The sequence below is a fragment of the Psychrobacillus sp. L3 genome, from assembly GCF_042945595.1.
In the GTDB taxonomy this organism is placed as follows: domain Bacteria; phylum Bacillota; class Bacilli; order Bacillales_A; family Planococcaceae; genus Psychrobacillus.
In genome coordinates, this window is the sequence record NZ_CP168493.1 from 401,997 (window position 1) to 428,260 (window position 26,264).

The following is a 26,264-nucleotide window of genomic DNA, read 5'->3' on the forward strand; positions in this document are numbered from 1 at the left end:
GCTCAAAAAATGAGCTATAACCAAACTTGTAAACTAAAATCAATGATGAGTGTGTGCCGATTCCTCATGCGATTCTTGATCATGTGAATCAGACATACCTGGCATATCGGACATATCGGACATATCATGATTGTGTTCTGGAGCAGGTGAGAATTCTAAGTGAGTTCCGTTATAAGTGGAACGTCCCAAATGTCCAGGTTTTAATAATTCTTCAAACTTTTCTTTTGTAAGTGGTTTAGCTGTTTCATGTACTTCTTTTACCCAGTCATCAAAGTCAGCTTGGGACATGGAAGTAACTTGGAACGTATTTTGTGCAAAACCTTCACCACTGAAGTTCGCGTTTCGGCCATCAAACTCGCCTTCTCCATCAGCTGCTAAGTATAACGTATTAACCATATCCGACATTGCATATTTTTGACCGCCGAGTTGTGGAATCCAGAAGCTAGTGATTGGTCCATATGAATAAAGTTTAAATTCAATAGGACGGTTAGCTGGAATATATAGATAGTTAACTGTCTCGATATTTTCTTCCGGATAACTAAAGTGCCATTTCCAGTTGGAAGATGAAGCATAAACAACTAATGGTTTTTGATCTTCATATTTTGCTGGTATTGCCTCTACTTCATAGTTACTTCTGACAGAAACTATTGACAGAATAATTACGATAATGATTGGAATCCCTACACAAATTGCTTCAACAATATGATTACCTTCAATATGTGGTGGCTCATAATCTGCACTTTGTTTAGAAGCACGATATTTAATCAAGATAAATATTAAAATCGCGAAAACAACAATTACAATACCAGACATCATCCAAATGGATAACATGATATCATGTGCTTGCGCTTCAGCTTGTGGACCTTTCGGATCTAATACTAATAATGGTTCACAACCAGATAGCACAGCGGCTACAGTGAGAATCATTGTAAACAATGCCCATTTCATTTTCAATTTCATAGTTGTACCCCTCTCGAATTATTTTAATAAAGTTGTATTTCATAGAAATCCAAATTATTGATAGACGTTTTATATCTGCCTCTATCTTAGTCCCATACTTTTTTAAAAACTATGGAAAGAAACTGCCTTCACAAAAAGTTCAATAAGATTTGTCCAAAAATAAATAGTTTGTTAAACAAATTGTGAATAAGTTTGAAAGATAGACAATAAAGTAGATAAATATATATGTTATGGTAAAAATATGCTTTTTATAAAGCGCAGTTTTTACTCCTAGAAGGTGGACGGCTTCCATCAGTTTGAATGTACCATTCTTAGGAAATACTTCGAATTAGTACCCTTTAGGAAGAAGGCATTCAATGTATCGAAAGCAGTGGATAATGACACAAGAATGGCAGGATGTATTATTTCTTCATTGGCCAGTTTCTCCAGACGATTTGCTTAAACACATTCCTCCTGAACTAGAACTGGATCTCTATAACGGGAGGGCGTGGATTGGGTTAATATTTTTTAAAGTAAAAGGGAATCGTTCAAGATTTACTCCTCCTATACTTGGATTTAGTTCTTTTTTAGAGCTTAACGTTCGTACGTATGTCACATTTAAGGGGAAGGCAGGTGTGCATTTCTTCAGTTTAGATGCGAATAATTCTTTGATTGTAAAATTGACGACACTCGGAGACTTTTTGCCTTTTCGGTATGCGGAGATAAGTTTAAAACGACGTAAGAATACATTTACGATTCAGAGTAGATTTAGAGACAGAAAATCAATTCGGGAAGTACTTGTTACAACATTTGAACCGATACCTAGTTCGATTGAGAGTACTCCATTCGAACGGTGGTTGACAGAACGGTACCATTTGTGGACAAAAACGAAAGATCAATTATTTCGTGTAGATATTAGTCATTCTCCTTGGATTTTACAAAATGTTACTGGTACACTAATTGAAAATTCAATGGGAACATTTTTAAAAAGTAATTATCAAGTGAATGCTCCAATAGCCCACTATTCTAAAATGAAAAAAGCGCTTATATTTCCACCTGTAAAGGAAAATACGGAGAACAAATAAAAGGTTCCAGAACAATTTAGAGTTGTTCTGGAACCTTTTATATTTTTGTTTTGTTTAATTGCAGTTACTTATCTTGAAACATTTGTGAATCGGATAGTTTCTCTTTGCTCATTAACAAAATAAAAACAAACGCAAGTGCTAGAGGAACGAGTGTCCATAAAAATGTAGTAGTAAGAGAATTAGATAAAACATCTGTAATTTGTTTTAAAATATCTGCAGGAATTTTAGCGCGTAATTCCGGAGATAAAATAGCACGACTATTTCCGCCAACTACATTTTGTTTAAATGATTCTGGTAATCCTGAAATAAAACTATTTCTTTGAATTACGCCAAAAATAGTAATACCAAGTGTCATTCCTAAAGCGCGCAAGAAACTACTCGTTGAACTGGCGCTACCTCGTTGTTGAGGAAGAGCTTTTTGAATAGCAGACATACCAAGAATTGAAAAGGAAGGACCAACTCCAAGACCTACAATCATCATATAGATAGTTAGCATCCAACGAGGGGTGGAAGGCTCTAAGGTTCCAAGTAAAATGGCTCCAATTCCAAGGAGAATACTTGAAACAATCATAATAGATCGGTAGCTAAACTTATTAGCAAGTGCACCTCCCATAGCTGCTCCTACACTTGATGTTACCATCATCGGTAATAGTAATAAACCTGAGTTTGTTGCACTTCCACCTGTTACCCCTTGAATATAGAGCGGGATATAAATAGTAGAAACCATAAATACGCCACCATAGAACATGCCTGTTAAAACACTAGTAGTATATAAACGTTCTTTGAATAAATCAAATGGCAAAATTGGATCTTTCGCATATTTTTCGATGATTAAAAATGCAACAAAACAAACAACCGATAAAATAAATAACGAGATAATTTGCCATGAGCTCCAGCTATACGTATCTCCACCTAATTCGAGTGCGAACATAAGAGATACAGAAAAGCTTACAAGGAATATGGCACCAGCCCAATCAATAATTTGACGAGAATGCGTTTTAGATTCATTGTAAAATAAAGCGATAAGACCTAAAGCAAGTAAACCAATTGGGATGTTGATGTAAAAAATCCAACGCCAATGAATGTGGTCTGTAATAAATGAACCTAGTAAAGGGCCTGCTATACTAGAAAGACCGAACACTGCCCCAAATAACCCACTCATTTTTCCGCGTGATTCACTAGGAACTACATCCCAAATGATCGTGAAAGCGATTGGCATTAATGCACTGCCACCAATTCCTTGAATAGCACGGAAAACACATAATTGAACCATTGTTTGTGCAGTTCCACACAAAATCGAGCCAATTAAAAATAACAATATTCCAAAGATAAAAAACTTCTTTCGACCGTACATATCGGATAATTTTCCGAATATCGGCATTCCTGCCATTTCAGCAACTAAGTAAGCGGAAGTAACCCATACATATTTGTCCATCCCACCTAAATCGCCGATAATCGAACCCATACTTGTAGCGACAATGGTGTTATCCAAAGATGCCATAAATATTCCTAACAATAGTGCGGCCATGACAGGCTTGACCTTAGTTTCTCTGTTCATATTTTGCTTCACCCCTTAATGGTACTAAATTGCTATTTTGTAGTTTACCACCCTTAAATAGAGGAGTAAAGAAAGTATGTGGAAAAGCCGATATATTTAATGCGATGAGATGCAGAAATTGTAAAGATACTATTACGGAATTGGCATTAGAAAGAAAGACGGTGAAGCTATGATAAATTACACTTCTTTTCCTAACATAGATACAAAGAATCTTCTGTTAAGAAGAATAGTACAAAATGACGTACATGATTTGTATGCCATGAGAAAAGATCCGAGTATGCATATATTTACAGATACCAAAGCGGATGAAAGTATTGAAGAAACAAGTGTCTATATGGACCAGATGAATAAAGGTGTCGATCATAAAAAATGGCTAATTTGGGCAATTGAACATAAACAATCAAATAAGGTAATAGGAACTATAAGCATTTGGAACCTTAATAAGGATGAAAAAAGTGGCGAGCTTGGTTATGGAATTATTCCCGCTTATCAAGGGCAAGGATTGATGCAAGAATCCTTATTAAGTGTAGTTGAATATGGTTTTGAACAAATGAATTTAGAGAAACTTCTAGCTTATACTGAGGAGTGTAATGGACTTTCCATTAATCTACTAGTAAAGTGTAAGTTCGTGGAAATTGGGAGAGTGGATGAACAAGGATACACTAATAAGCAAATGTATCGTCTAGTAGTGTATCAATTAGAACGTTAAGTATATGATTGCCTACTTACACCAGAAGGAACAACTCTTCTTTCAGACACAAGCACTTGTTGCTCCTGCGGTTACTCGTCGCAGAAAGAACGTTGCTCCTGCGGTTACTCGTCGCAGAAAGAACGTTGCTCCTGCGATTACTCGTCGCAGAAAGAACGTTGCTCCTGCGATTACTCGTCGCAGAAAATGTGTTGCTCCAATTAGATGTTGTATTATAATACATATAGGTATAAAGGAACATAATGACGTTGAATGGAAGTGGATAGGTGATAAGGCGGCAAAAGAACATCAATATTTTACTAGTACTCGTTTTCCTAAGTGTTCTTACATTTGCATTTATTAACTATAATTCGACAAAACAACTTGTATTGGATTCAGTTGAAAGGGAAACGAATGAGTTACTGAATAACTTTACTTTGGAAGTTAATCGGTTTTCCATGGAGGGAATTGCTGAAATGCAATTGATGGCAATGCACATTCCCTATTTGATTGAGAAAGAAGAGGACATAACTTTATTTTTACATAAGCAAAATGCTAATATACCCTATTTTTGTGGGTTTGGTTTTATCACACCAGATGGTGAAGTTAGTGCGGCTGATGGTACACAATTTCAGGTGAAACAAAAAGAATCATTTGAACGTGCTATGGCCGGTGAAATCATGTTTAGTCCTGTTTTTAACTTGCATCAAGATCCTAGACAAAAAGTAACTGCAATTTCTGTTCCTGTTGCCAATAGCGAAGGAAAGATTATTGGTGTATTATCCGGAGTAATTAATATGGCTAATATCATTAGCAAACTTGCGGATGAATCAAGTTTGCCAGGAATCGTTTTTTTATTAAAAGAAAATGAGGTTATCTTTAGTTCACAAAAAGAAATGGTATTTGAAAAGGTAATACCTCATAGCAGTCAATTGTTAAATGAAATCAACAAAAGTACGAATGGTAGCTGGATTGTTGATAAGCCCGCAGCACGTTTCGTTAAGTTTCAGAAAACAGGGAGTAATTGGGTAGTTATAGTTGACTCTATTTCAAACCCTGATACGACTAAAATCTCAAAAGCATTTTGGAATAATATTATTATGGTATCATTAACACTTTCTATAACTTTAGTAGTGTTTATATATGTACTTCGACTTGAAAATAGGGAAAAAAAGCAGTCTAAGCGTGATTTATTGACAGGGTTAGGAAATCGCGTTCAACTGGAAGAAAACCTGGCTAAAAAATTACAATACACTTCTGAAAAAAAAATAACACTGTTCTTTATCAATATAGATCATTTCGAAGATGTAAATGAACGGAATGGTTATCTGATTGGTGACCAATTATTGTTTAAAGTGAGTAGAAGTTTATTAGAACTAACAGGAAAGCAAAACGTATATCGAGTTTCAAATGAGGAATTTGTAATAACTTCCTATATCGATACAATACAGGAGCAAAGGCAGTTTGCCTCAACAATTGTCCGAATGTTGGAGCAACCTATTTACTTTGAAGAAGGGAATGTATTATTGACAGCTAGTGTTGGAGTTCGATCATATTCAGCAGATGATCAAGTAGAACTTATGATGCAAGATGCGGCATTTGCTTGTAAGGAAGCAAATAAAAACGGAGGCAATCAATTTGTTTATTTTACCGAGCAATTGGCGAAAGAAAGTGAAAATAATCGACGTATTGCTAAAAACATATATCAAGCACTTGAAAATAATGAGTTTTACTTAGTTTACCAACCTATTTATAGTATATCTGCTGATCAAGTTGTCAGTTTCGAAACGTTGCTTCGATGGAAATCACCGGTTTTGGGAGAAGTGGGTCCCGTAGATTTTATTCCATTGTTAGAAGAAAATGATTCGATTGTCAAAGTAGGTAGTTGGGTCATTCGACAGGCGGCTTTGCAAGTGAAGAAATGGGAGCTTGAGGGATACAAAGATTTTACTGTTACTATCAATATTTCGGTTAAACAACTTCAACATCCCAATTTTTTGCGTGATGTAGAAACAATTTTGGCAGAGACTCTTGTGGAACCAAGAATGCTCGTATTTGAAATTACAGAATCGATCGTCGCTCAAAATATTGAATCCGCTAAGCGGATCTTAGAAAATCTAAATGCAATGGGTATTAAAATAGCACTGGATGATTTTGGAACAGGTTATTCTTCATTGTCCATTTTGAAAGTGTTGCCGTTTCAATTTATGAAAGTTGACCGTGCTTTTGTAATGGAAGTAGAAAGTGATGGGGGAGAGTCACGAGCAATATTGAAAGGAATTTTGGAAATTGCGAGTGGACTCGAATTGACGACCATAATGGAAGGTGTCGAAACGAAGGAACAATTGCTTCTCCTAAAAGAAATGGGTGCCCATCGAATCCAAGGATATTACATTAGCAAACCTGTAGATCCAATGATTGCGGTCGAATTCTTGAAATTTGAAGTTATGGACCTGATGGACATTAGCTAACTTAACAAAAAAATGTAGGTACTTCATCTATACGAAGTGCCTACATTTGGTTTCAGGAAATTGATTTCGGTCTACCATTTTTCATCAAAACTTATAAGGGAATTGCATGATAATTCCTTCTGATATCATATCTGACATTTCTAACGCTTCCGCTTCAATCTTATCAAAAACCTCAATATCTTCTTTATATTTTTTCTGAATCATACTAACTGCTTCTTGTTTTGTTAAAGCCAAATGTGTATAAAACATTTTTCTAACATCTTCTATTCCTAAGTATGGGCTAATATTGCTTAAGAATGTGGAAATTTCATCTGCATTTTTATACCATGCTTTCTCTTTTTCATCCGCCTGCTTAGTATCTCCTTTAACTGCTGCAGTAACTAATTCTGCAGCTAACACTAGATGTTCATTAATTAGAGCAGCATAATGATCTGCAATTCGATCCCCATAATAAGGGCGGATACTATTTCCCAAATCAGTAGCATTTCTTAAGAGCCGTTCCTGAACAAATTGTAAATTGGGTAAGTGGAATACGATACTTGTAATCGTTAGCCTCGTCCAGTTGACATGCTCTATCCATAGGAGACGATTCATACTTATAAAGTCAACTTTTTCCTTACTTATGCAGTAGTTATCATAAGAGTATGGCATTTTTTTTGAAAAGTAACTAACTGGAACGGTGTATTGAGAGTACGGAATGCCATAACCAATTAAATGAGGCGAATGGGAGTATATATTTGAGTAAGGATACACTTGTTATTCACTCCTATTCTTATCTTAAAAGGGTTATAAGATAGAATACTCAGTGGTTATCATAAATGTGATTAAAATGTATATGAAACTTACCAATAATACTCGTTTAACGAGGGAGACATAGGGTCTTGCGCTTTTCTTATCTCAATGAAATAACCCGGATTCTCTTGATTTGTTTAATATATCTCTTGTTTTACGGTTTACTTTTTCTTTTAGGAAAGTGGCAAACAATATAAAAGCAAGCGCAGTTAGTATGAGAAATATAATATCTTGGATGACTCGTTGCCAAAGGATGCCGCCAACTGCTTCTCGCATTAAGCCAACTGCATACGTAAAGGGTAGAGCAGGATTAATCCATTGAAAAAATTTAGGCAATAAAACAACTGGGTACGTTCCCCCAGACCCAGCAATCTGCAATACAAGCATAACTATTGCAAAAGCCTTTCCAACGTCTCCAAATACAGAAACCAACGTATATACAATTGTCATGAAAACGAAGCTAATCAGAAACCCAAAGAGTACAAACCAGTAAGAATCCTGTACATCTACATCTAATAAAATAATATCCCCGATTGTTACAATCAAAGCTTGGAGAAGACCAATTGCAGAAAAGGTAAATAATCTTCCGAAATAGACTTCGCGCGCACTTATTATTTTCTCGTGTTTAACGTCTGTAGTGAGCAGTGAGATAAGGAGTAAACAACCGACCCAAATGGCAAGAACTGTATAGAAAGGGGTCATTCCAGTTCCGTAATTTGCAATAGGAAAGAGCTTATTTTCATTTAAAATGACTGGTTCTTCAAAAAAACTACGTTCTGCTTCTGGATCATTACGAAGTAACTCGATAATTTCATTGATATTCGTTTCCCCTTGAACTTTCTTTATTCTTTCAGCTAACTCATTCACTTTATGGCTTATATAAGGATACTGCGATACTGCATAATCTAACGTCTTTTTTCCTTCGTTTATATAGTCGTCTGTATTTTTAAGAATACGTTCAACTTCAGGTAATGTAGCCTGAATACTTCTCAATGTTACTGTGGCATTTTGTAATGTATTTCTTGCATTATTTACTTCCGAAATAATGGTTGGTTCGATTGAATCTTTGTATTCTTTTATAAATGCTTCTAATTGAATAGAGGTGTTCTCTGCAATTTTTTGAAAGTCATTTAAAACAGCTGACATTTGTTGTTCTTTCCCTTTTACTAGCTCGTTTATTACTTCTGTATTGGTCTGAGCTTCTATTAAAAGCTTCTTCAAATCAGCGGTTTTATAAATTGCATTTGTCAGTTTTTCTTGTTGGTTTAATGGTAATGAAGATGGAGATTCTGCATGGTTTAAATTATTTAACCAATTTAGGTCTTCTTCTATAGAATTGACTGTTTGTATGGAGGAGGTCATCTTATTGTCGAGTTCCTTCTTAACCTTGTCCAACTCTGTAAAATCGGGCTTGACATTTTGTGTTGTTTGTAGCAGTTCTTTCGATGTCTTCAATACTTTTTCTAAGTCATTTTCGATAACTGGAGCCATATTATTTAAACGATTTTGTGTTTTGGACAAGAAGGATAGGGCACTTTCAATGGTATCGATACCATTCGTAGTTATTTCTTTTGCTTGTGGCATAAGGGATTGTACCTTGTGGATAATGGACTGGGCAGATGCAACATCGTCATGGGTGCCCAGCAGTAACTCATGAATTGCGGGTAGATCTTTTTGCACTTTCATCACATAGTCTTCAAAGTTCTTAATATCAGGCATATCTTTTTCGAGTTCAATACCTAGATTATTGAAGAGATTGAAGATGATGGCGTTAACGGTTGCTGTGAATTGGCTACTAACGTTCCCGACAATAACACTTGCTCCTTTTTCTGTTATCTTCGGCGCAATGGAATTAATTTTTTCATTCACATAGTATTCCATAGTTGCTTTTTCGGGATGATCCGATAGGACAGATGCTAGCTTTTCGGAAAAGTTTTTAGGAATAATAATGACTGCAAAAAAATCGCCGTATTCTACTTTTTCCATCGCTATTTTTCGAGATGTAAAAGACCATTCCATGTCTTGATTATTTTTCAAAGTGTTCACTAGTTCATTTCCTACGTTCAATTTATCTCCTCGAACAACTGTACCTAGGTCCTCGTTTACGATAGCTACTGGAAGCTGATTAGTATGGGCGTAAGGATCCCAAGAGGCATAAATATTTAGCCATGCATATAAAGAAGGTAGAAATACCAAACCTCCGATAAGTACTGCGGCTACCCAATTTTGGCATATATTTTGAATGTCAGTCCGGAATATATTCAAACTATTTTTCATAAGGTACACCTCATCATAAATATTGAAGTTGAAGGATTATTTCACAGTATACCCTAATGAATAGGGACTAATCGGACTAATCGAAAAAGGGTTGAATGCCCAAATATTACCGTATATAATGAAAAGAGGGATTTTTTAAAATTGTTAGAATGTTCGGATTATGTGGTTAAAAAAGGGGGATTTGATGTGCATAGAAGATATGATACAAGGCATATTTTTATGGCAATTGGGGCTTGTATTGCTATTTTGTCACCAGTTTTTTTGATAATAGTACCTTTAGTTGTTGTTAATACACTTTATGATAAGAGAGATATTTGGATTACGTATGTTCCTGGAGCGAATTATTCTGCATTTGGTGTTGGCGTGTTTTTCCTTGTTCTTGCGTGTGCGTTGTTATGGTTATTTGACGTGCGGAAGTGGACAGTTAGTGTTGGAATTCTCTGTTTGATTCTTTGTGGGTTCACTTTTTATATTGCTTCATTATCTTATGTGACTTTATCGGACAAAGAGATTTCTTATCGGATGATTTTCTCCAAACAAAAGCTTATATATGATTGGGGAGAACTCGATGAGTTACTTTATTATGAGAAGTTAGCGGAGGATAAAGAGTTGTCTCATTATGAATTTAATTTTAAAGATGGGCAAGTATTGACTATTAAGCAAAATAGCTTTGTCGCCGGAATCCAAGGAAGTATAAATTCGAAAGTTAGGGGATTGGGGATACCACTTGTATATGTAGAAGACTGAATTATATGAAGTACTAGCCCAGTAACTTTTAAAGATTACTGGGCTAATTTTTCTGTCATTTAAATGTAACCATTAATACGAGACTTTTCCTCAGCACTTACTTCATTTTTCAAAACCTCTATGCTCTCTTTACGCCTTGCATTCTTCTCCTTGATAGAAGCAAGTTCTTTTCCTTCTGCAAAATCCATTGCTGCTTCTGCAGCTTCCATATTATTGATTGTTTTCTTTAACCTTTCTTTATTACTCGCTAGATCATTCGGTCTTTGGCTAGTATTAGGCACTTTTTTTCCTCCTTCATAAAAAATCTTGCAAAAGGTAGTGTTCCCAAACTTATAAAAACTATTAAGACATTGTCGAATGAATAATATTGCAGCGAAATTGCCATATTAAATTCGAATTGATTTTAAGGAGGACTTTGCTATGGTAGATCACACACAAATGAGCTGGAAAGAAGATAATGTAATTTCTCAACTACACAACTCCGTGGATAATGTTACGTTTGCTGTTGGTCAAGCTCTAACAAATCCAACGGAGCAGTTTATTCAAAATGCACAGGACATGATTGAACGTGCAGAGCGATCTGTTCAAATGGCAATCCAAGTACGAGGGAATTTGGACCCTATTGCTTCACTAGAAAAGCAGTTAAATGAAAATAAAGAGAAACTAAACAGAGTACATTAATTGAAAGTATATACAATATCCATCAGTTGATATATTGACAAGACTCATTTATTACGAAATGAGTCTTGCTACATAGCGTGAACATCTTATTACGATTAATAAACTTCCATTTCATTCAGAGTAGTATTTAAATCTGTTTCTGTTATTTTTTCAGTTGCCTCATCTATTAAGTGTTGAATAAATGCTTCTTCATCGAAATCTTCTGGATCTACTTCATATCTGTCTAGTGCAATCTGGACGTTTTCTCTTATATCTGTTCTAGTTTCTATTAAATCTTTAAAAAAGAATGCCCATCTTGTTTCTTCAAATAACGTTCCACTTATATGAATGATATAAGATGAAATCATCGAGGAAGGTACCGAGTACGTATTCTTTATACAGACAATTGTTTCATCATTATTTGCTTTAAAAATCATCTCACTATATCCAATATCAAAATGCTGTTTAAACTCTACTTTATTCAAAAAACATCCCTCCAAACCGAATCTACTTCTTCTTAGTATATAAATAGAAAGGAGGGTTTATACCCATCAAAAAAGAGAGCCAGATTGTAGCTCTCTTTTCTAAAACTTAAATCGCTGTTTTTGTTGAAAACTGGCTGTTATAAAGATCAGCGTAGAATCCATTTTCTTCTATGAGTTCAATATGTGTTCCTTGTTCAATTACTTTTCCTTGATTCATTACTAATATTAAATCAGCATCTCTAATTGTAGAAAGACGGTGGGCGATGACGAAACTTGTTCGTCCTTCCATTAATCGGTTCATCGCATGTTGGATAAGCAGTTCCGTACGTGTGTCTACACTAGAAGTCGCTTCATCTAAAATCATAATAGGTGGATTTGCAAGAATAGCTCTAGCAATTGTAATTAGTTGTTTTTGTCCTTGTGAAATATTGGATGCTTCTTCATTTAAAATGGTATCATAGCCATCCGGTAAAGTACGGATAAAGTGATCGGCGCGTGCCGTTTTGGCTGCATCGAATATTTCTTCATCTGTCGCTCCATCTTTCCCAAATGCGATATTGTCTTTAATAGTTCCATTAAAGAGCCAAGTATCTTGAAGAACCATACCAAATGTTGTTCGTAGATCCGTACGGGACATTTTTCGAGTGTCGTGACCATCTATCGATATTTTCCCATCATTTAGCTCATAAAATCTCATCAATAAATTAATCAATGTTGTTTTCCCAGCACCAGTTGGTCCTACAATTGCAACCGTTTGACCCGGTAATACATTGATATTCATATTTTCGATTAATAGTTCTTCTCCATAACCAAAGTTAACTTGTTCAAATGTCACGGCACCTTCAGCATTTGATAAGTGTTCAGTCGTTACTTCTTTTTCTTCTTCAGTCTCATCAAGCAATTCAAATACACGTTCTGCCGCAGCGACTGTTGATTGTATAACGTTGGCGATATTTGCCGTTTGCATAACAGGTTGTGTAAACTGACGGGTATACGTAATGAATGCTTGAATATCCCCGATCGAAATGGCGCTTTGTGTAACTAATATTCCTCCGACGACACTTATTACGACATAGCTCAAGTTTCCGATGAGGGACATCATAGGCATAATTATACCGGATATAAATTGCGCTCTACGTCCAGCATCATATAATTTCTCGTTCACTTCATCAAATTCAGCGACCGCTTTTTTCTCATGTCCAAATACTTTGACTACTTGATGTCCGGTATACATTTCTTCAATATGTCCATTTAACTGACCAAGTGTACGTTGTTGATCCGCAAAATGTTTTTGTGATCTTTTCAATATTGGTTTGATTACAAAAATCGACAATGGCAAACTAACGATAGAGATTAATGTTAGTATAGGGCTTATCGTTAGCATCATCACAATTATACCGACAATTGTAACGATGGAAGTGATAAACTGCGTCAAACTTTGTTGAAGCGTACTTCCGATTGTGTCTATATCGTTCGTGACGCGGCTTAATGTTTCACCGTTTGGTCGACCATCATAATATTTGAGTGGTAGTCTTTCTAATTTGTTGTTTACTTCTTCTCGTAGATCATAGACTGTTTTTTGTGCAACACTCGACATAATATATTGCTGAATATAGCTAAATAAACTACTGATCACATATAAAGCTATTAACAGAAGAAGGAGTCTACCAATTGCTGTAAAATCAATTGCTGCCCCAGGTACTCCAGTCATTTTTGCATATGCACCTGTAAATAATTCAGTAATCGCATTCCCCATAATTTTCGGTCCCACAATAGAAAATACGGTACTTAAAATTGCTGCGATGAACACGGATATTAATTGATTGCGGCGAGGTTTTAAATAACTAAGAAGACGTTTAAATGTCCCTTTAAAATTTTTAGCCTTCTGCCCACCCATCATCATGTTTCCGCCGCCAGGTCCACCAGGTCCACCAGGTCCCATTGGACGTCCGCCTTGAGGGTGCGATTTAGTTTGCTTGCTCATGCGATTTCCTCCTCTGAGAGCTGCGATTCAACGATTTCTCGGTATACACTATTATTTTCAAGAAGTTCTTTATGAGTACCAATTCCTGCGATTTCGCCTTTATCTAGTACGATAATTTGATCTGCATCCACAACAGAACTTACCCGCTGTGCAACGATTACAACTGTTGAATTTTTTGTTTCGTCTTTCAGTGCCGCTCTAAGTTTGGCATCTGTTTTAAAATCTAGCGCAGAAAAGCTGTCATCGAAAATGTAGATATCCGGTTTTCGGACAAGAGCTCTTGCAATCGATAAGCGTTGTTTTTGACCTCCAGATACATTTGAACCACCTTGTGCTATGACGGAATCAAATCCTTCGTCCATTTTACTAATAAAGTCCTCTGCTTGCGCAATTCGGGCAGCATGTTCAATTTCTTCTTGGGTAGCATCTTGCTTTCCGAAGCGAATGTTTTCTTTTATTGTTCCTGAAAACAATAGCGCTTTTTGGGGTACAAAACCAATTTTAGATCGCACTTCGTCTTGAGAAGATTCTTGCACATCGACGCCATTTACCCGGATTGTTCCGCTTGTTACATCGTAAAAACGTGGTATCAAGTTGACGAGTGTCGATTTACCAGCACCGGTTCCTCCAATAATCGCCGTAATTTCACCCGATTTGGCTTTAAAATTAATATTTGATAAGGCAGGTTCTTCTGCTCCTGGATAGCTAAAAGTAACATGGTCAAATTCAAGTGTTCCTCGTTCTTTATCTGCTTTCTTAGAACCTTCGTTTAAAGATGTTGGTTTTTTGTTTAGTACTTCATTAATGCGGTTTGCAGAGACTGCGGCGCGAGGTACCATGACGAACATCATAGATGCCATAACAAGTGCAAACATAATTTGCATAACGTATTGTATAAATGCCATCAAATCACCAATTTGCATAGCACCGCCATCAATGCGAATCCCACCAAACCAAATGACTGCAACAACCGTTAAATTCATCACAAGCATCATGACAGGCATTAAAAATGCCATCACTTTGTTCACTTTAATAGAAACATCCGTTAGTTCCTTGTTTGCTTTTTGAAGTCGTAACTTTTCTTGTTTTTCATGATTAAATGCACGAATTACTCGAATTCCAGTTAAGTTTTCTCGTAAAACAAGATTTAAACGATCTAGTCGTTTTTGAACAGTCTTGAAAAGTGGTACACCTTTATAAAGAATTAATAACACAGCACCTATCAATACAGGTGTAGTAAGTACAAGAACAAGAGATAACTTGGCGTCTTTGGATACAGCCATAATTATTCCGCCAACAAGCATGATTGGTGCACTGATAACCATACGTAGCATCATAATAACTACTTGCTGAACTTGTGTAATATCATTCGTCGTTCTGGTAATAAGGGATGCCGTACCGAATTCATCAAAGTCTTGCAGAGAAAATTGCTCTACATGTTTAAATACTTTGCGGCGAATATCTTTACCGAGACCCATTGCAGCTTTTGATGAATAAAAACTCGCAACGACTGATGCAAGTGCACCAAATGCGGCGACTAAAAGCATCAATCCACCTATTTTCCAAATATATGGTGTATTACCGACAACGACCCCTTTATCAATAATATCTGCCATTAAAGTAGGTAAGTAAAGATCTGACATGGATTGAATAAAAACTAATCCAAAAACAGCTATAACAATCCACTTATAGAAGGACAGATTTTTTAGTAGTTTAATCATTCTATGTGTTCTCCTTTGTGCTAGTTTCTTTTTCTAAATAATCTGCGATATAGTGTAGGGTAGCTTGGAATTCTTCGTATTGTCTTTCAGGAAGTGTTTCTAAAACGGAATCAATTACCTGATGAAGCGTCCCTTTTTGTCTATTAATTTGTTCAAACAACATTTTCCCTTTTTCATTGAGTGTTAGTTGCATTTCCCGGCGGTTGTCGGGAACTGGTTCTCTCTCAATCCATCCAGCTTGTACGAGTGCATCAACCGATTGACTTAACGTGCTCTTTGGAATTTGTACAATCTCACCTAATTGCTTTTGTGTAATTTCACTATGCGGGGCAATTGTCATGAGAAGCGAATATTGCGGTACAGTTAAGTCATGTTCTAATGCAATTCTTTGAACAAACTGCAATTGATGCCTACTTATTCGTCGAAGCGAATGTAAAAATTCCGAAGATCTCGGATGGTATTTACTATTCAGGTTCACTTTTTGTCACCTCATTCTATTTCAGGATAGTTCCAATCGGAACAGTTTTGAAATGGTAAGATAAATTTACTCTTCCCTTGGATAAGAGTCAAGTAAAAAGTTTGGTTTATATTAAATAAACATAAAAGAGGTGGTAGATTATTAGTCTGATTTATTGGGACTTCTAATATGTGTAATGAACATTTCAGGTTAAATATAACTATCTGGTTGTTAATTTCTATCCATTTTCCTTCTAATTGTAGAATCTTTTACATTTCTTTAAACATTCAAAAGTTAATTTCCACGTTATTATCAAAAAATGGAACTTGAAGTGACGCAGTCACTTCAAGTTCCATAACTTTAACGGTAATAGTGAAGCCAATATTTCGTCCAAAGCACTCGAGAAATAGTAGAGACTAGATGCATTTAAAGAGCACTTGCACTTTCCTTAAATCATTCTCAAAAGTGCTTCTCTTCCAATCATTCCTTTCGTAATTCCCATTTCTTCTGCTTCATAAGTGACGGACTCTAGTGGAGCATCTAAAAGCTGCTGAATGGTTTTAACGCCTACCGCTCTACCTGCAATAACTTTACGATCTTTTAATTTTTCATTTAAAAGTGCTACGTCGAGTGCTCCGCACATTATATAACCTTTATCATTCGATACTGTAAGCAAGTTTGTTTTTGGCAACTCAACCGACACGGCTAAAAATGTAATACCTTCAATATAAATTGGTTGCATATTAATCATTTACAACTTCACTCCTTTTCTGTTCCCTACAATTTATGTATATAGAAGGAAAAAAGTGTTTATGTGATTTAATATGGTTTTTTAATATAGAAAAGGGGAAGATAACGAAGAGGTATACTTTTATAAAGAGGTGATTTTGGTGAATAAGTTTTTTGCCATTTTAGTTTTTGTTGGTGTTCCATTAGTTATTGTTGGAGCATTAATTAATTGGTCGGACATGCTTATGTTCTTCCTTAGCTGCGCTAGTATTATCGGGCTTTCTGGATATATAGGACGTGCAACGGAAAGTTTGGCAATTGTGAGTGGGCCAAGGGTAGGTGGATTATTAAATGCAACATTTGGAAACGCGGTAGAACTTATTATTTCGATATTCACATTAAAGGCAGGTATGGTTGGAATTGTACTCGCATCACTTACAGGTTCTGTTTTAGGAAATCTACTGCTTGTGCTGGGACTTTCTTTTTTTGCAGGTGGAATTAAGTTCAACCGACAAAGGTTTAGTGTACATGCTGCTAGATACAATTCTGGTTTGCTTATATTCGCAGTTATTGTGGCGTTTGTTATTCCGGAAGTATTCTCCATTAGCATGAGTTCCCAAAAAACATTGAGTTTGAGTATTGGCATTGCAATCGTTTTAATTGCGCTTTATCTTGCTGGACTCTTTTTTAAATTAGTTACACATCGTGGCATATTTGCTTCTACCGATCAACCAGAAGTAACAACAGAAGTACCGGAATGGACGAAAAAGAAGTCCATGATAATTTTACTTTTGGCAACTTTAGTAGTTGCTTTTGTGTCAGAACAATTGGTACATACATTTGAAATGCTTGGTACAAAGTTTGGTTGGACGGAGTTATTCATAGGAGTTATTATCGTAGCGATTGTTGGAAACGCGGCGGAGCACGTTTCTGCTATAACGATGGCGATAAAAAACAAAATGGATGTATCTGTGGAAATTGCAGTTGGTTCAACGTTGCAAGTTGCAATGTTTGTGGCACCTGTACTTGTTCTTGTTTCACTTTTCATGCCGATGTCGATGGCGCTCGTTTTTACATTGCCAGAATTGGTTGCAATGATAACCGCTGCGCTTCTTGTGATTAATCTATCTAACGACGGTGAATCGAACTGGTTTGAAGGGCTGACATTATTTGCGGCATATTTGATAATGGGAATTGGTTTTTATCTTCTTTAATGAATGAGAGGTTTAGTATCTACTCAGTGGATACTGAGCTTTTTTACGTTGTATAGATTGCAAATGATAAGCAAGTATGGAGGAAAATAGTTGTCAGAGTCCCGGAACACCTATGAAAAGTCGTGTTTTTACAAAAAATATCCAATTCGGTTGAATGATCGAATCAATTACCGAAAATATAGGAGTGGGAAGAGACGCAGCGGATTCACGCTACTTTTAAACTCCAAGGTATTAGTGTAGCTGTTGTTTAGTCTAAAGCACTTAGGAAATAGTGAAGACAAGCTGCACCTAAAAGGCAAAAGATCTGGTTCAAAAGAAAAAATTCCTAATTTGCGATTAAGTATTTCAGATGGTGGGGTACTAATCGATTAATTAATAGAAAAAAATATTAACTTCAAAGCTCGCTATTTGTAATTACAATATAATCCCTTTAGACTTAGAGAGATAGGAAAGAAAGGAGATACAAGATGGAGTTTTTTTTAACTATACTACTTTTACTAGCTATCATCGGGTTCTCTAATTTCATAAATCATTTTATGCCATACATACCGGTGCCGATTATTCAAATTGCGCTGGCAGTTTTGCTTGCTGGACTTCCATTAGGAATTCATGTGCCAATAGAGCCGGAGTTGTTTTTCATTTTATTTATAGCACCGTTATTATTTTATGATGGAAAAAATGTTTCAAGGCATGAATTATGGAAATTACGAAAACCGATATTATTACTTGCACTTGGGTTGGTATTTTTAACCGTATTCGTTGTAGGATACTTAATTCATTGGCTTATACCGTCAATTCCCTTATCAGCAGCTTTTGCGTTGGCTGCAATCCTTTCACCTACGGATATTGTCGCAGTTGGGGCCATTTCTAGCCGAGTAAAAATGCCTAAAACAATTATGCATATACTTGAAGGCGAAGGACTCATGAATGATGCCTCAGGTTTAGTTGCGTTTAAATTTGCTGTGGCAGCTACTGTGACCGGTGTTTTTTCATTTGCTGAGGCAAGTTGGAGCTTTTTGGTTATCTCAATAGGGGGATTTGTGGGGGGAGCATTTCTAGCTTATCTTTTTATTCGACTGAAGATAGTTATTCGACGTCTTGGCATGGAAGATGTAACACTTCATATGCTCATTCAACTGCTCACCCCTTTTGTTATCTTTTACATTATCGAACATTTTCATCTTTCTGGAATATTATCTGTAGTAGCTGCAGGAATTGTTCATGCGATATACCGAGATCGTGAACAATCGCCTTCTATGCAGTTACAAGTTGTCTCTAAAAGTACATGGACAATACTCATCTATATTTTGAATGGTTTAGTATTTGTCCTACTAGGATTACAAATTCCAAATGTCATGAACGAAATTTTTGAAAGTCCAATGTTTAATAATTTTGAGGTAATTAAATTAATTTTAATCATTACGGCTGCCCTTTTATTCCTTCGATTCCTATGGGTATATGTATCATGGTGGGGTGGATGGTTGACTAAACAACAACTTCCAAAACCTACTATAAGATTCATTTCTATTCTAACTATTTCTGGTGTTCGAGGAGCAGTTACATTGGCTGGTGCTTTTACAATCCCATATTTTTTAGCTGACGGGAATGCGTTTCCTGATCGGGCGCTAATTATTTTTATCGCAGCTGGAGTAATATTGGTCACATTAATAGTTGCTAGTGTATTCTTGCCTCTGCTTGCTATTTCAGAAAAAGGGAATACCGAAGATTTGAGAGAAGAAATGGTAAAGATAGCAAAACTTCTTACAGTTGATGCTGCTATTAAGTCTATTCGAGAACTAATGAATGATGACAATCGAGGAGCAAGCGTGTCGATCATCTCCTCGTACAATCAAATCCGAAATCGCCTCACGCATGAAAATAATGCAGATTCGGAGCGTTTAAAGGTTTTGGAAAGCAAAATTCGGATGAAGGCTCTTGAAGTGGAAGCAAACTATATGGAGAAGTTGAAAGAAGAAGGAAAAGTTGATTTGGAAACTATTTATTTGATGAATGAACATATTCAGCGAATGAGGGTGGCAGTAACAAATCGAATGCAGTACAGGGGTTTGTTCTTTTGGGTGATAATAAAAAGAAGTTTATATAATTTATTACAAATCTTTGTATTCAAAGATAAAAAACGTCTAAAAAAACGCCTTATAAGAAATAAAAAAATAATTTTACTAAAAGTAGACATGGCAAAAGCCGCGATTAACTATTTGAAAACGCAGATGACCGCTGAAAATGAAGAGATTTACTTGTTAATTATTGGGGAGTACAATGAAATGATTTTGAAGTTTAGGCTAGCAAAAAAAGGATCAGAGTCTAAACAACATGCACAAATGAAAAGGGATATACAAGATAAAGCTTTTCAAGCGGAACGAGATGAAATTCAAAACCTTTTCGAAAATGGCAAAATTACAGCAGATGTTACTAGAAAGCTTCGCAAACAAATTAATATTAGAGAAGCTTATTGGATGGAAGAAAATAGTTTACGAAAACATTAAAAAAATACAGTTTTTAAGAGGATATCAATTAGATAAATATTGAAAAAAGTGAAGTTTGATAGGAAGAAAAGTCAGCCAAATTTGGATTGGTTGATTTTTTTTATTTTAAAAAAGTCTATCCCATACATTCGGGGGAATGCTAAAAAGGTACGAAAAAAAGGAGGTTATCGAATGACAATTAACAATGAACTTAAAGCATTAAAAGAGTATATGTCTAGTGAACGGTGTGTGTTGAGTGTTTATTTAAACACAAATCCAGGTGACCCGGAGCAATTAAACGGAGGTTGGAAGATCCACTTGAAAAGCGGTTTAAAGCGTTTAGGTGAGTATTTAGAAGCTTCGGAAGAAAAAGAAATCGAATCATTCCAGATGGTGAAGAAAAAAATAACAATTGAACTGGAAGCGAAAAATCAAACGGAGCTACGAAAAGGAGTTGTCATTTTTGCAACTGCCAATGATGATTTGTGGTCCGTTCATTATGTGCAGGTTCCGGTAAAAACAAACTTTTACTGGGAGAACCATCCGGTAACTGAGCAATTGGAGTATATGTATAAAGCATATCCAGAAGCAGGTATTATCATGCCGAGCTTTGGAGAAGTTCGTATACTGGATACGGCAATGGGATTTGTGAGAGATGATTTAACTTTCAAATATGATCCAATTTCCGAAGTTTGGGGAGAAAAGAAAAAAGTAGATGGAAAAGGTAGACGTACAGTAGCGGATAGTAAAAGTGAAGTTTTGGATCCAAGGTATAAGGTAAATAAAAGTAGTTTTTATAAAGGGATGAGTACGACCATAGAACAATTGAAGAAAAAACGTGGTTGGAGAGAGCTGCATGTAGCGGGAGAGGCTGAGATGGCAAACGCATTTGCCGATAGCTTGAGGGATCTTCCTTCGAGTTGCATTTATAAAAATTTAAATAGAAGTAAACCGAATGAAGTGGTTCATCAAGTATTAGAAAAATAAATGATCGTTGATAGGTGCTGAGTGGGGTAACTTACTCAGTACTTATTATAAATGACACTTTTAGTATTCAATTATATAATTTGTTGTCAAATTTCACCTTTTCGTTCTTTTGTATAAATCATTCAAAATGGCACATTCTAATTTCACAAGGAGGTGAGAGACATGCCGAATAACAATCAACTCGTAGTACCAGGAGTAAGACAAGCACTTGACCAAATGAAATATGAAATTGCTCAAGAATTCGGTGTACAACTTGGAGGAGACGCTACAGCGCGTGCTAACGGTTCCGTTGGCGGAGAAATTACAAAGCGTTTAGTAGCTCAAGCCCAATCGCAAATGAGTGGATATCAAAATAACCAACAATAATATATCAGACCGGTAGCAAACTTGCTACCGGTTTTTTTCTAAGAATAAGAATGTAAAAAAAAAATGCTATTAACAGGTTGATTTCCGCTGCTGGCGGACGCTAGTAAGTCGGCCAAGTATCAAGCCTCTTCCCTAGCTGCGCGCGAGGCCAGGGTCTTGATTTGCTTGCTGATCGCTTAAGAGTCGCTGCCTCCCGCTCCAATATGGGTATATTGCTAATTCACACTTTCTTATCGCAAAATCGAGGGGATATTCCTTAGGGAAGAATTCATAACTCAAATTCATATGTATATAAAGCGAATTAAAAGTGCGATATCGCAAATTCAACCGCTCATATCGCAAACTCAAGATGATTTTCCCTTCGGGAGAAGAAATAAAAGTGCAATAAGAAAGACAATATGCTTCGCAGGAATAATGAACTAGTACTTTCCATTCTTTATCAATAGGGCAAGTGGAACCTGAAAAAATTGATAGTATCCATTGTTAAAGAAGCACTGAGCGGACGAAATTGTATCTTCGTCAGTAGGGAAGGATCTATTCTCTCATTAACCAAACTTTATGCACCTTGTATCTACATATTTCAAGAGGACGACGGACAAACATCCACCACAAGATTACCGAAAAAAGAGGAACTGGAAGTGACGTAGTCACTTCCAGTTCCTCCATAAAAGTCTTCGTTAATAGTGTAGCCAATGTTTAGTCCAAAGCACACTAGAAATAGAAGAGACCAGATGCACTTAAAGGACACTAGCGTGTTTCTTATATTCGTCAATAAACTGCTGCAACAATGCCTTCTTCGTCGTCTAACAAAAGCTCAATTCCAGTAGAAATCGGGTCTATATTTAAAAATTCCTCCATGCTTAGACGAAGCGCTTTAATTAAATAAAACGTGTTCAGAACTTCTTTTTGTTCATTTACATAGGCTTCTGCTGTAAAGCCATTCTCATCATCATAAAGTAGTTCTACTTCTACGTCTTCTGGTTCTGTTTGCATTTGACGCGAGATATAAATGCAAACGGCATTAATTATATTTTGTTCGGGAATGATTAGCTTCTCCATGAGTTAGCTTCCACTTTTTTCTTCTTATTATCAAAGAGGCCAAATATTTTTCGGATGATTACAACTATAAAAATAATCGCTGCTGCATTGATAGCGAAACCTAGAAGTGATCCTAAAGCGCCCATACTTCCAAACATGCTGCCAAATAATAAACCAGCAATTCCCCCTACGAATAGCCCTCTCATTAGACCACCTGAAGTGAAGCTTCCTTTACTACTTGTTTTAGTATTAGAATTATTTGTAGATGTTTTAGAATCTTGTTGTTTCTTTTGGATATTAGAATTATTGATCGTGTTATTTTTATTCGTGTTAAAGCTTCTTTTCCCTGACTTATAAGACTTAGCTTCGGCAGTAGTTGAATGATCGTTGAAAACAAAGCTTCCAACTGATGAAAATACAAGTGTTGCTGTAAGTAAAACTGCTACTAATTTTTTCAATTTATATACCCTCCGTATAAAATCTAATGAATAAGAGATTATTCTCTTACATAGAGTATATACGATACAATGTTAAAATAGTTTCGTTTTATATTCGTCTTATATTGTATTTCAACTATTTATGGCTAAAATAAGTCTAAATATATTTAGTGTAGAATATATTGTTCGATAGAAAGAGAACGTCGGTGAATTTCATTTTCTAGTAAGGTTATAAAGTCCGGAGAAAGGTTTAACTCGATAGCTGTAACATAAGATTCAATTAACAATTCATCTGACATTTTACTCATCTGTAATTCACCTCCTACTTTCCTGAACGAAACATTATTGTTTGAAGTTATAAAAATAAATTAATAGAATTATTAACTTACTCTAATCTATCAAATAGTTTCGTTTGGAACAACCGTTCTGTTATCCACAGGTAGTAGTGGATAACATGTGATTAACTTATTTATATGCTGAATAAATGCATATAGGACAGTTGGGGTGATGTGCATAAAGTTATCCACAAGAGAAGAAAAATGAAAAAATTGTCGAAACATTTTTTTAAGAGATTTACTAATAAAGGAGTTTTCTTATGAATTAATAGAATCCTCTGTTGTCGAAAGAAGATTCTCGTTTCAAGTTGTACCTAAGTTGATTGGAGTTTTCGCTTTATTTTAACCATTATTTCTCTACGTATTTTGAAGTGTTTTATTGTTATCCACAAAAAGTGGTGGGTAACCTGTTGATAACTTCGTTTTAAAGAGTGTAAATCTATTTAAAATGGCTTTTTTGTTGTGTGTAACTTTATCCACAGGTAGAAGATGCGAGAAATTTGTCGAAACTATTAGTCTTCTTATTTGTGGATATATACATTTGTACTAGTTGGAACGAAGGAAGAAAGCTCAAGAACATCATGGTTATACATTCGAATACAGCCGTGTGAAACATTCTTGCCTATAGATGCTGGGTTGTTGGTCCCGTGAATCCCGTAATGTGGTTTGGAAAGACCCATCCATAAAACACCAAAAGGTCCATCAGGATTTAATTCCTTGTTAATGATGATATAATTCCCTGTCGGAGTTGGAGTTAATACTTTCCCAATTGCTATTGGATACGTTTTTAAAAGCACACTAGCATCATACAGTTTAAGTTGAAATGTATTTACCGAAATATCTATCCAATAGGTCACCGATAACATCTCCTCATAATAGTCATGACATATTTATATGAAAATACGGAGGTACTTGACTGTCGTTTTAGATGAAGCAAAAAATTTTGGTGATAAAAAAAATGAATTTTTGTAGTATAGGACAATCAGGAGTATTCATATTATTTAACAAATGACTTAAGGGGTGTTGCTAATGGCAAATAGGAAGTGCAAACAATGTAAAAAAAGTGGTTATGGATCTTGTAAATGTGGTAAATAAAAAAACCGCCGTAATGGCGGTTTTTTTATTGTTTATGTTACAGAGATGTTACTGGTGCCTGGCACCGGTAACATCTCTGTAACATAACGCTAGTAATGTTTTAGGAATAATTGATGGAGGGAATGAAAAAGAGTTGTCCGCTCGTCGAATGGGACGAGCGGACAACTCTGTATTATACGAGAATCTCTTTTTTGTGAGCAGTTTTTTCTTTTAAATACGTATTTAATTTCTCAATGTCTATACTAAAGATACGATCTTCTGTAATGGATGGAATAAATGCTCGCATTTCATGCCACTTCTCAGATAGTGCTGGTGACATTAGATCGATTCCTCGATATTCTACGCCTTGCATGGCACAAAGTGCTTCAATTGCAATTACTCGACGTGCATTCTGGATAATTTGATTGGCATGTCTTGCTCCGATTGTCCCCATGCTCACATGATCCTCTTGATTTGCTGAAGAAGGTATCGAGTCAACAGATGCCGGATGTGCAAGTGTTTTATTTTCAGATACTAAACTAGCTGCTGCATATTGTAAAATCATTGCACCTGATTGTAATCCAGGCTGTGGGCTTAAAAAAGGCGGTAGACCTTCGTTTAAATGTGGATTCACTAATCGTTCGATTCTTCGCTCGGAAACGTTTGCTAGTTCGGCCATACCGATTTTCAAGAAATCCATGGCAAAGGCAATTGGTTGACCATGGAAATTACCACCTGATATGACGAACTCACCATCTTCCACAATTAGTGGATTATCGGTTGCAGCATTCATTTCAATTTCTAATTTTTCCTTTACGTACCCTAGTACTTGCCAGCTAGCCCCGTGAATTTGCGGAATACAGCGTAATGAATAAGCATCCTGCACGCGTTTTTCCCCTTGTTTCGTAACGAGTTTACTTCCTTCAACCCAACCTAGAATACGTTTTGCGACTGCAACTTGCTCTGGATATCCTCGAGCTTCATGAATTGCAGGGTGAAATGCGTCCGTGATTCCGTGTAAAGCTTCCATGGTCATAGAAGCAATCCACTCGCTTTGGTAAGCAAGTGTTTCGGATTCTAACCAATTCACTATACCCTGAGCTGTCATAGCTTGTGTACCATTAATAAGAGCAAGACCCTCTTTTGCTTCTAGAACAATTGGCTTCAAGTTATGCTTTTTCCATACTTCTTGAGAAGAAATATGTTTTTCACCGTCCCATACAAGACCTTCACCAATAAGAACTAATGCTAAATGGGAAAGGGGGGCTAAATCACCGGAAGCTCCTAAAGATCCTTGCTGCGGGATCACTGGGTGAATTCGGTTATTAACCATGTACGCAAGTCTTTCGAGTACTTCAAGACGAATACCAGAAAATCCTTTTAACAATGCATTCAAACGCAGAACCACCATTGCACGTGACACGGTTTCTTCAAAAGGTTGACCGATTCCACATGCATGGGAACGAATAAGATGGAGTTGCAGTGCATGAACATCATCTTCCGCGATGCTCACATCACTAAACTTTCCAAATCCAGTATTAATGCCGTAAACTGTGCGGCGTTCTTTCACAATGTTTTCCACTACTTTGCGGCTTTTTTCCACTGCTTCTATTGCGCGGTCTTCTAGCATAATTGCTTCATTTTGATATAAAATGGCACGCATATCTTCCAACGTAAGCTCATGTCCTTTTAAACAAATCATGTATGTTCACATTCTTTCTCTGTAAAATTAATTAA

24 protein-coding genes are annotated in these 26,264 nt (G+C 36.1%); 9 read left to right on the top strand and 15 right to left on the bottom strand.

Annotated features, from left to right (window positions below; genetic code table 11):
• Nucleotides 1-39: 39 nt before the first annotated feature.
• Nucleotides 40-954: a cytochrome aa3 quinol oxidase subunit II gene (gene qoxA / locus ACEPXD_RS02040; RefSeq protein ID WP_391122951.1), complete on the bottom strand. Its 915-nt coding sequence runs from the start codon at nt 952-954 to the stop codon at nt 40-42.
• A 383-nt stretch (nt 955-1,337) separates the two neighbouring features.
• On the opposite strand from qoxA, the gene ACEPXD_RS02045 reads away from it, so the two are divergent.
• On the top strand, nt 1,338-2,024 hold the full coding sequence (locus tag ACEPXD_RS02045) for a YqjF family protein (protein ID WP_391119442.1): 687 nt from the start codon (nt 1,338-1,340) through the stop codon (nt 2,022-2,024).
• 64 nt (nt 2,025-2,088) lie between these two features.
• On the opposite strand, the gene ACEPXD_RS02050 is transcribed toward ACEPXD_RS02045, so the two are convergent.
• Nucleotides 2,089-3,582 carry an MDR family MFS transporter gene (locus tag ACEPXD_RS02050; RefSeq protein ID WP_391119445.1) on the bottom strand — a complete coding sequence of 498 codons (1,494 nt, stop codon included), beginning with the start codon at nt 3,580-3,582 and terminating at the stop codon, nt 2,089-2,091.
• 169 nt (nt 3,583-3,751) lie between these two features.
• Here ACEPXD_RS02050 and ACEPXD_RS02055 point away from each other — a divergent pair, with 169 nt between their 5' ends.
• Together ACEPXD_RS02055 and ACEPXD_RS02060 are read left to right on the top strand one after the other, a co-directional pair.
• A complete protein-coding gene (locus ACEPXD_RS02055) occupies nt 3,752-4,291 on the top strand; it encodes a GNAT family N-acetyltransferase (protein WP_391119448.1) in 540 nt (179 codons plus the stop codon).
• Nucleotides 4,292-4,557: 266 nt separating this feature from the next.
• On the top strand, nt 4,558-6,741 hold the full coding sequence (locus ACEPXD_RS02060; RefSeq protein WP_391119450.1) for an EAL domain-containing protein: 2,184 nt from the start codon (nt 4,558-4,560) through the stop codon (nt 6,739-6,741).
• Nucleotides 6,742-6,825: 84 nt separating this feature from the next.
• On the opposite strand, the gene ACEPXD_RS02065 is transcribed toward ACEPXD_RS02060, so the two are convergent.
• The gene (locus ACEPXD_RS02065) at nt 6,826-7,494 is read right to left on the bottom strand and encodes a hypothetical protein (RefSeq protein WP_391119452.1); all 669 of its coding nucleotides are present in this window, start codon (nt 7,492-7,494) and stop codon (nt 6,826-6,828) included.
• 144 nt (nt 7,495-7,638) lie between these two features.
• A complete protein-coding gene (locus tag ACEPXD_RS02070; RefSeq protein ID WP_391119454.1) occupies nt 7,639-9,810 on the bottom strand; it encodes a YhgE/Pip family protein in 2,172 nt (723 codons plus the stop codon).
• A gap of 186 nt (nt 9,811-9,996) precedes the next feature.
• Between ACEPXD_RS02070 and ACEPXD_RS02075 the strand changes: the two genes are divergently transcribed.
• A complete protein-coding gene (locus ACEPXD_RS02075; protein WP_391119456.1) occupies nt 9,997-10,557 on the top strand; it encodes a hypothetical protein in 561 nt (186 codons plus the stop codon).
• Between the two features lie 59 nt (nt 10,558-10,616).
• Here the strand turns inward: ACEPXD_RS02075 and ACEPXD_RS02080 are convergent, their stop codons facing one another.
• Nucleotides 10,617-10,838 (bottom strand): small, acid-soluble spore protein tlp, encoded by a 222-nt coding sequence (locus ACEPXD_RS02080; RefSeq protein ID WP_391119458.1) that lies wholly within the window; start codon nt 10,836-10,838, stop codon nt 10,617-10,619.
• A gap of 139 nt (nt 10,839-10,977) precedes the next feature.
• Between ACEPXD_RS02080 and ACEPXD_RS02085 the strand changes: the two genes are divergently transcribed.
• Nucleotides 10,978-11,238, top strand: a complete 261-nt coding sequence (locus ACEPXD_RS02085; RefSeq protein WP_391119461.1) for a hypothetical protein — start codon at nt 10,978-10,980, stop codon at nt 11,236-11,238.
• A 95-nt stretch (nt 11,239-11,333) separates the two neighbouring features.
• Here the strand turns inward: ACEPXD_RS02085 and ACEPXD_RS02090 are convergent, their stop codons facing one another.
• The 5 genes from ACEPXD_RS02090 to ACEPXD_RS02110 all read right to left on the bottom strand — a co-directional run bounded on the left by ACEPXD_RS02090 (nt 11,334) and on the right by ACEPXD_RS02110 (nt 16,615).
• Entirely contained in the window at nt 11,334-11,702 is a 369-nt protein-coding gene (locus ACEPXD_RS02090; RefSeq protein WP_391119464.1) for a hypothetical protein, read from the bottom strand.
• A gap of 106 nt (nt 11,703-11,808) precedes the next feature.
• Nucleotides 11,809-13,686: an ABC transporter ATP-binding protein gene (locus ACEPXD_RS02095; RefSeq protein ID WP_391119467.1), complete on the bottom strand. Its 1,878-nt coding sequence runs from the start codon at nt 13,684-13,686 to the stop codon at nt 11,809-11,811.
• Nucleotides 13,683-15,407, bottom strand: coding sequence for an ABC transporter ATP-binding protein (locus tag ACEPXD_RS02100; protein ID WP_391119470.1), 1,725 nt, complete (start codon nt 15,405-15,407; stop codon nt 13,683-13,685). The genes ACEPXD_RS02095 and ACEPXD_RS02100 overlap by 4 nt, the downstream gene beginning before the upstream one ends.
• A 1-nt stretch (nt 15,408) precedes the next feature.
• Entirely contained in the window at nt 15,409-15,810 is a 402-nt protein-coding gene (locus ACEPXD_RS02105) for a MarR family winged helix-turn-helix transcriptional regulator (RefSeq protein ID WP_391119473.1), read from the bottom strand.
• Nucleotides 15,811-16,312: 502 nt separating this feature from the next.
• Nucleotides 16,313-16,615 carry a YunC family protein gene (locus ACEPXD_RS02110; RefSeq protein WP_391119476.1) on the bottom strand — a complete coding sequence of 101 codons (303 nt, stop codon included), beginning with the start codon at nt 16,613-16,615 and terminating at the stop codon, nt 16,313-16,315.
• 136 nt (nt 16,616-16,751) lie between these two features.
• Between ACEPXD_RS02110 and cax the strand changes: the two genes are divergently transcribed.
• From cax to ACEPXD_RS02130, 4 genes are all read left to right on the top strand, one after another.
• The gene (gene cax, locus ACEPXD_RS02115) at nt 16,752-17,807 is read left to right on the top strand and encodes a calcium/proton exchanger (protein ID WP_391119479.1); all 1,056 of its coding nucleotides are present in this window, start codon (nt 16,752-16,754) and stop codon (nt 17,805-17,807) included.
• Between the two features lie 467 nt (nt 17,808-18,274).
• A complete protein-coding gene (locus tag ACEPXD_RS02120; RefSeq protein WP_391119482.1) occupies nt 18,275-20,311 on the top strand; it encodes a Na+/H+ antiporter in 2,037 nt (678 codons plus the stop codon).
• 171 nt (nt 20,312-20,482) lie between these two features.
• On the top strand, nt 20,483-21,277 hold the full coding sequence (locus ACEPXD_RS02125; RefSeq protein ID WP_391119485.1) for a VLRF1 family aeRF1-type release factor: 795 nt from the start codon (nt 20,483-20,485) through the stop codon (nt 21,275-21,277).
• A 162-nt stretch (nt 21,278-21,439) separates the two neighbouring features.
• Nucleotides 21,440-21,643 (top strand): small, acid-soluble spore protein, alpha/beta type, encoded by a 204-nt coding sequence (locus tag ACEPXD_RS02130; RefSeq protein ID WP_391119488.1) that lies wholly within the window; start codon nt 21,440-21,442, stop codon nt 21,641-21,643.
• Between the two features lie 768 nt (nt 21,644-22,411).
• Here the strand turns inward: ACEPXD_RS02130 and ACEPXD_RS02135 are convergent.
• The 5 genes from ACEPXD_RS02135 to hutH form a co-directional block, all read right to left on the bottom strand.
• On the bottom strand, nt 22,412-22,702 hold the full coding sequence (locus ACEPXD_RS02135) for a DUF2653 family protein (RefSeq protein ID WP_391119491.1): 291 nt from the start codon (nt 22,700-22,702) through the stop codon (nt 22,412-22,414).
• Nucleotides 22,690-23,139: a hypothetical protein gene (locus ACEPXD_RS02140; RefSeq protein ID WP_391119494.1), complete on the bottom strand. Its 450-nt coding sequence runs from the start codon at nt 23,137-23,139 to the stop codon at nt 22,690-22,692. The genes ACEPXD_RS02135 and ACEPXD_RS02140 overlap by 13 nt, the downstream gene beginning before the upstream one ends.
• A gap of 146 nt (nt 23,140-23,285) precedes the next feature.
• The gene (locus ACEPXD_RS02145) at nt 23,286-23,426 is read right to left on the bottom strand and encodes a sporulation histidine kinase inhibitor Sda (RefSeq protein WP_391119496.1); all 141 of its coding nucleotides are present in this window, start codon (nt 23,424-23,426) and stop codon (nt 23,286-23,288) included.
• Between the two features lie 548 nt (nt 23,427-23,974).
• Nucleotides 23,975-24,310 (bottom strand): L,D-transpeptidase, encoded by a 336-nt coding sequence (locus ACEPXD_RS02150; RefSeq protein ID WP_391119499.1) that lies wholly within the window; start codon nt 24,308-24,310, stop codon nt 23,975-23,977.
• Nucleotides 24,311-24,720: 410 nt separating this feature from the next.
• Nucleotides 24,721-26,229 carry a histidine ammonia-lyase gene (gene hutH, locus ACEPXD_RS02155; protein WP_391119502.1) on the bottom strand — a complete coding sequence of 503 codons (1,509 nt, stop codon included), beginning with the start codon at nt 26,227-26,229 and terminating at the stop codon, nt 24,721-24,723.
• Nucleotides 26,230-26,264 lie beyond the last annotated feature (35 nt).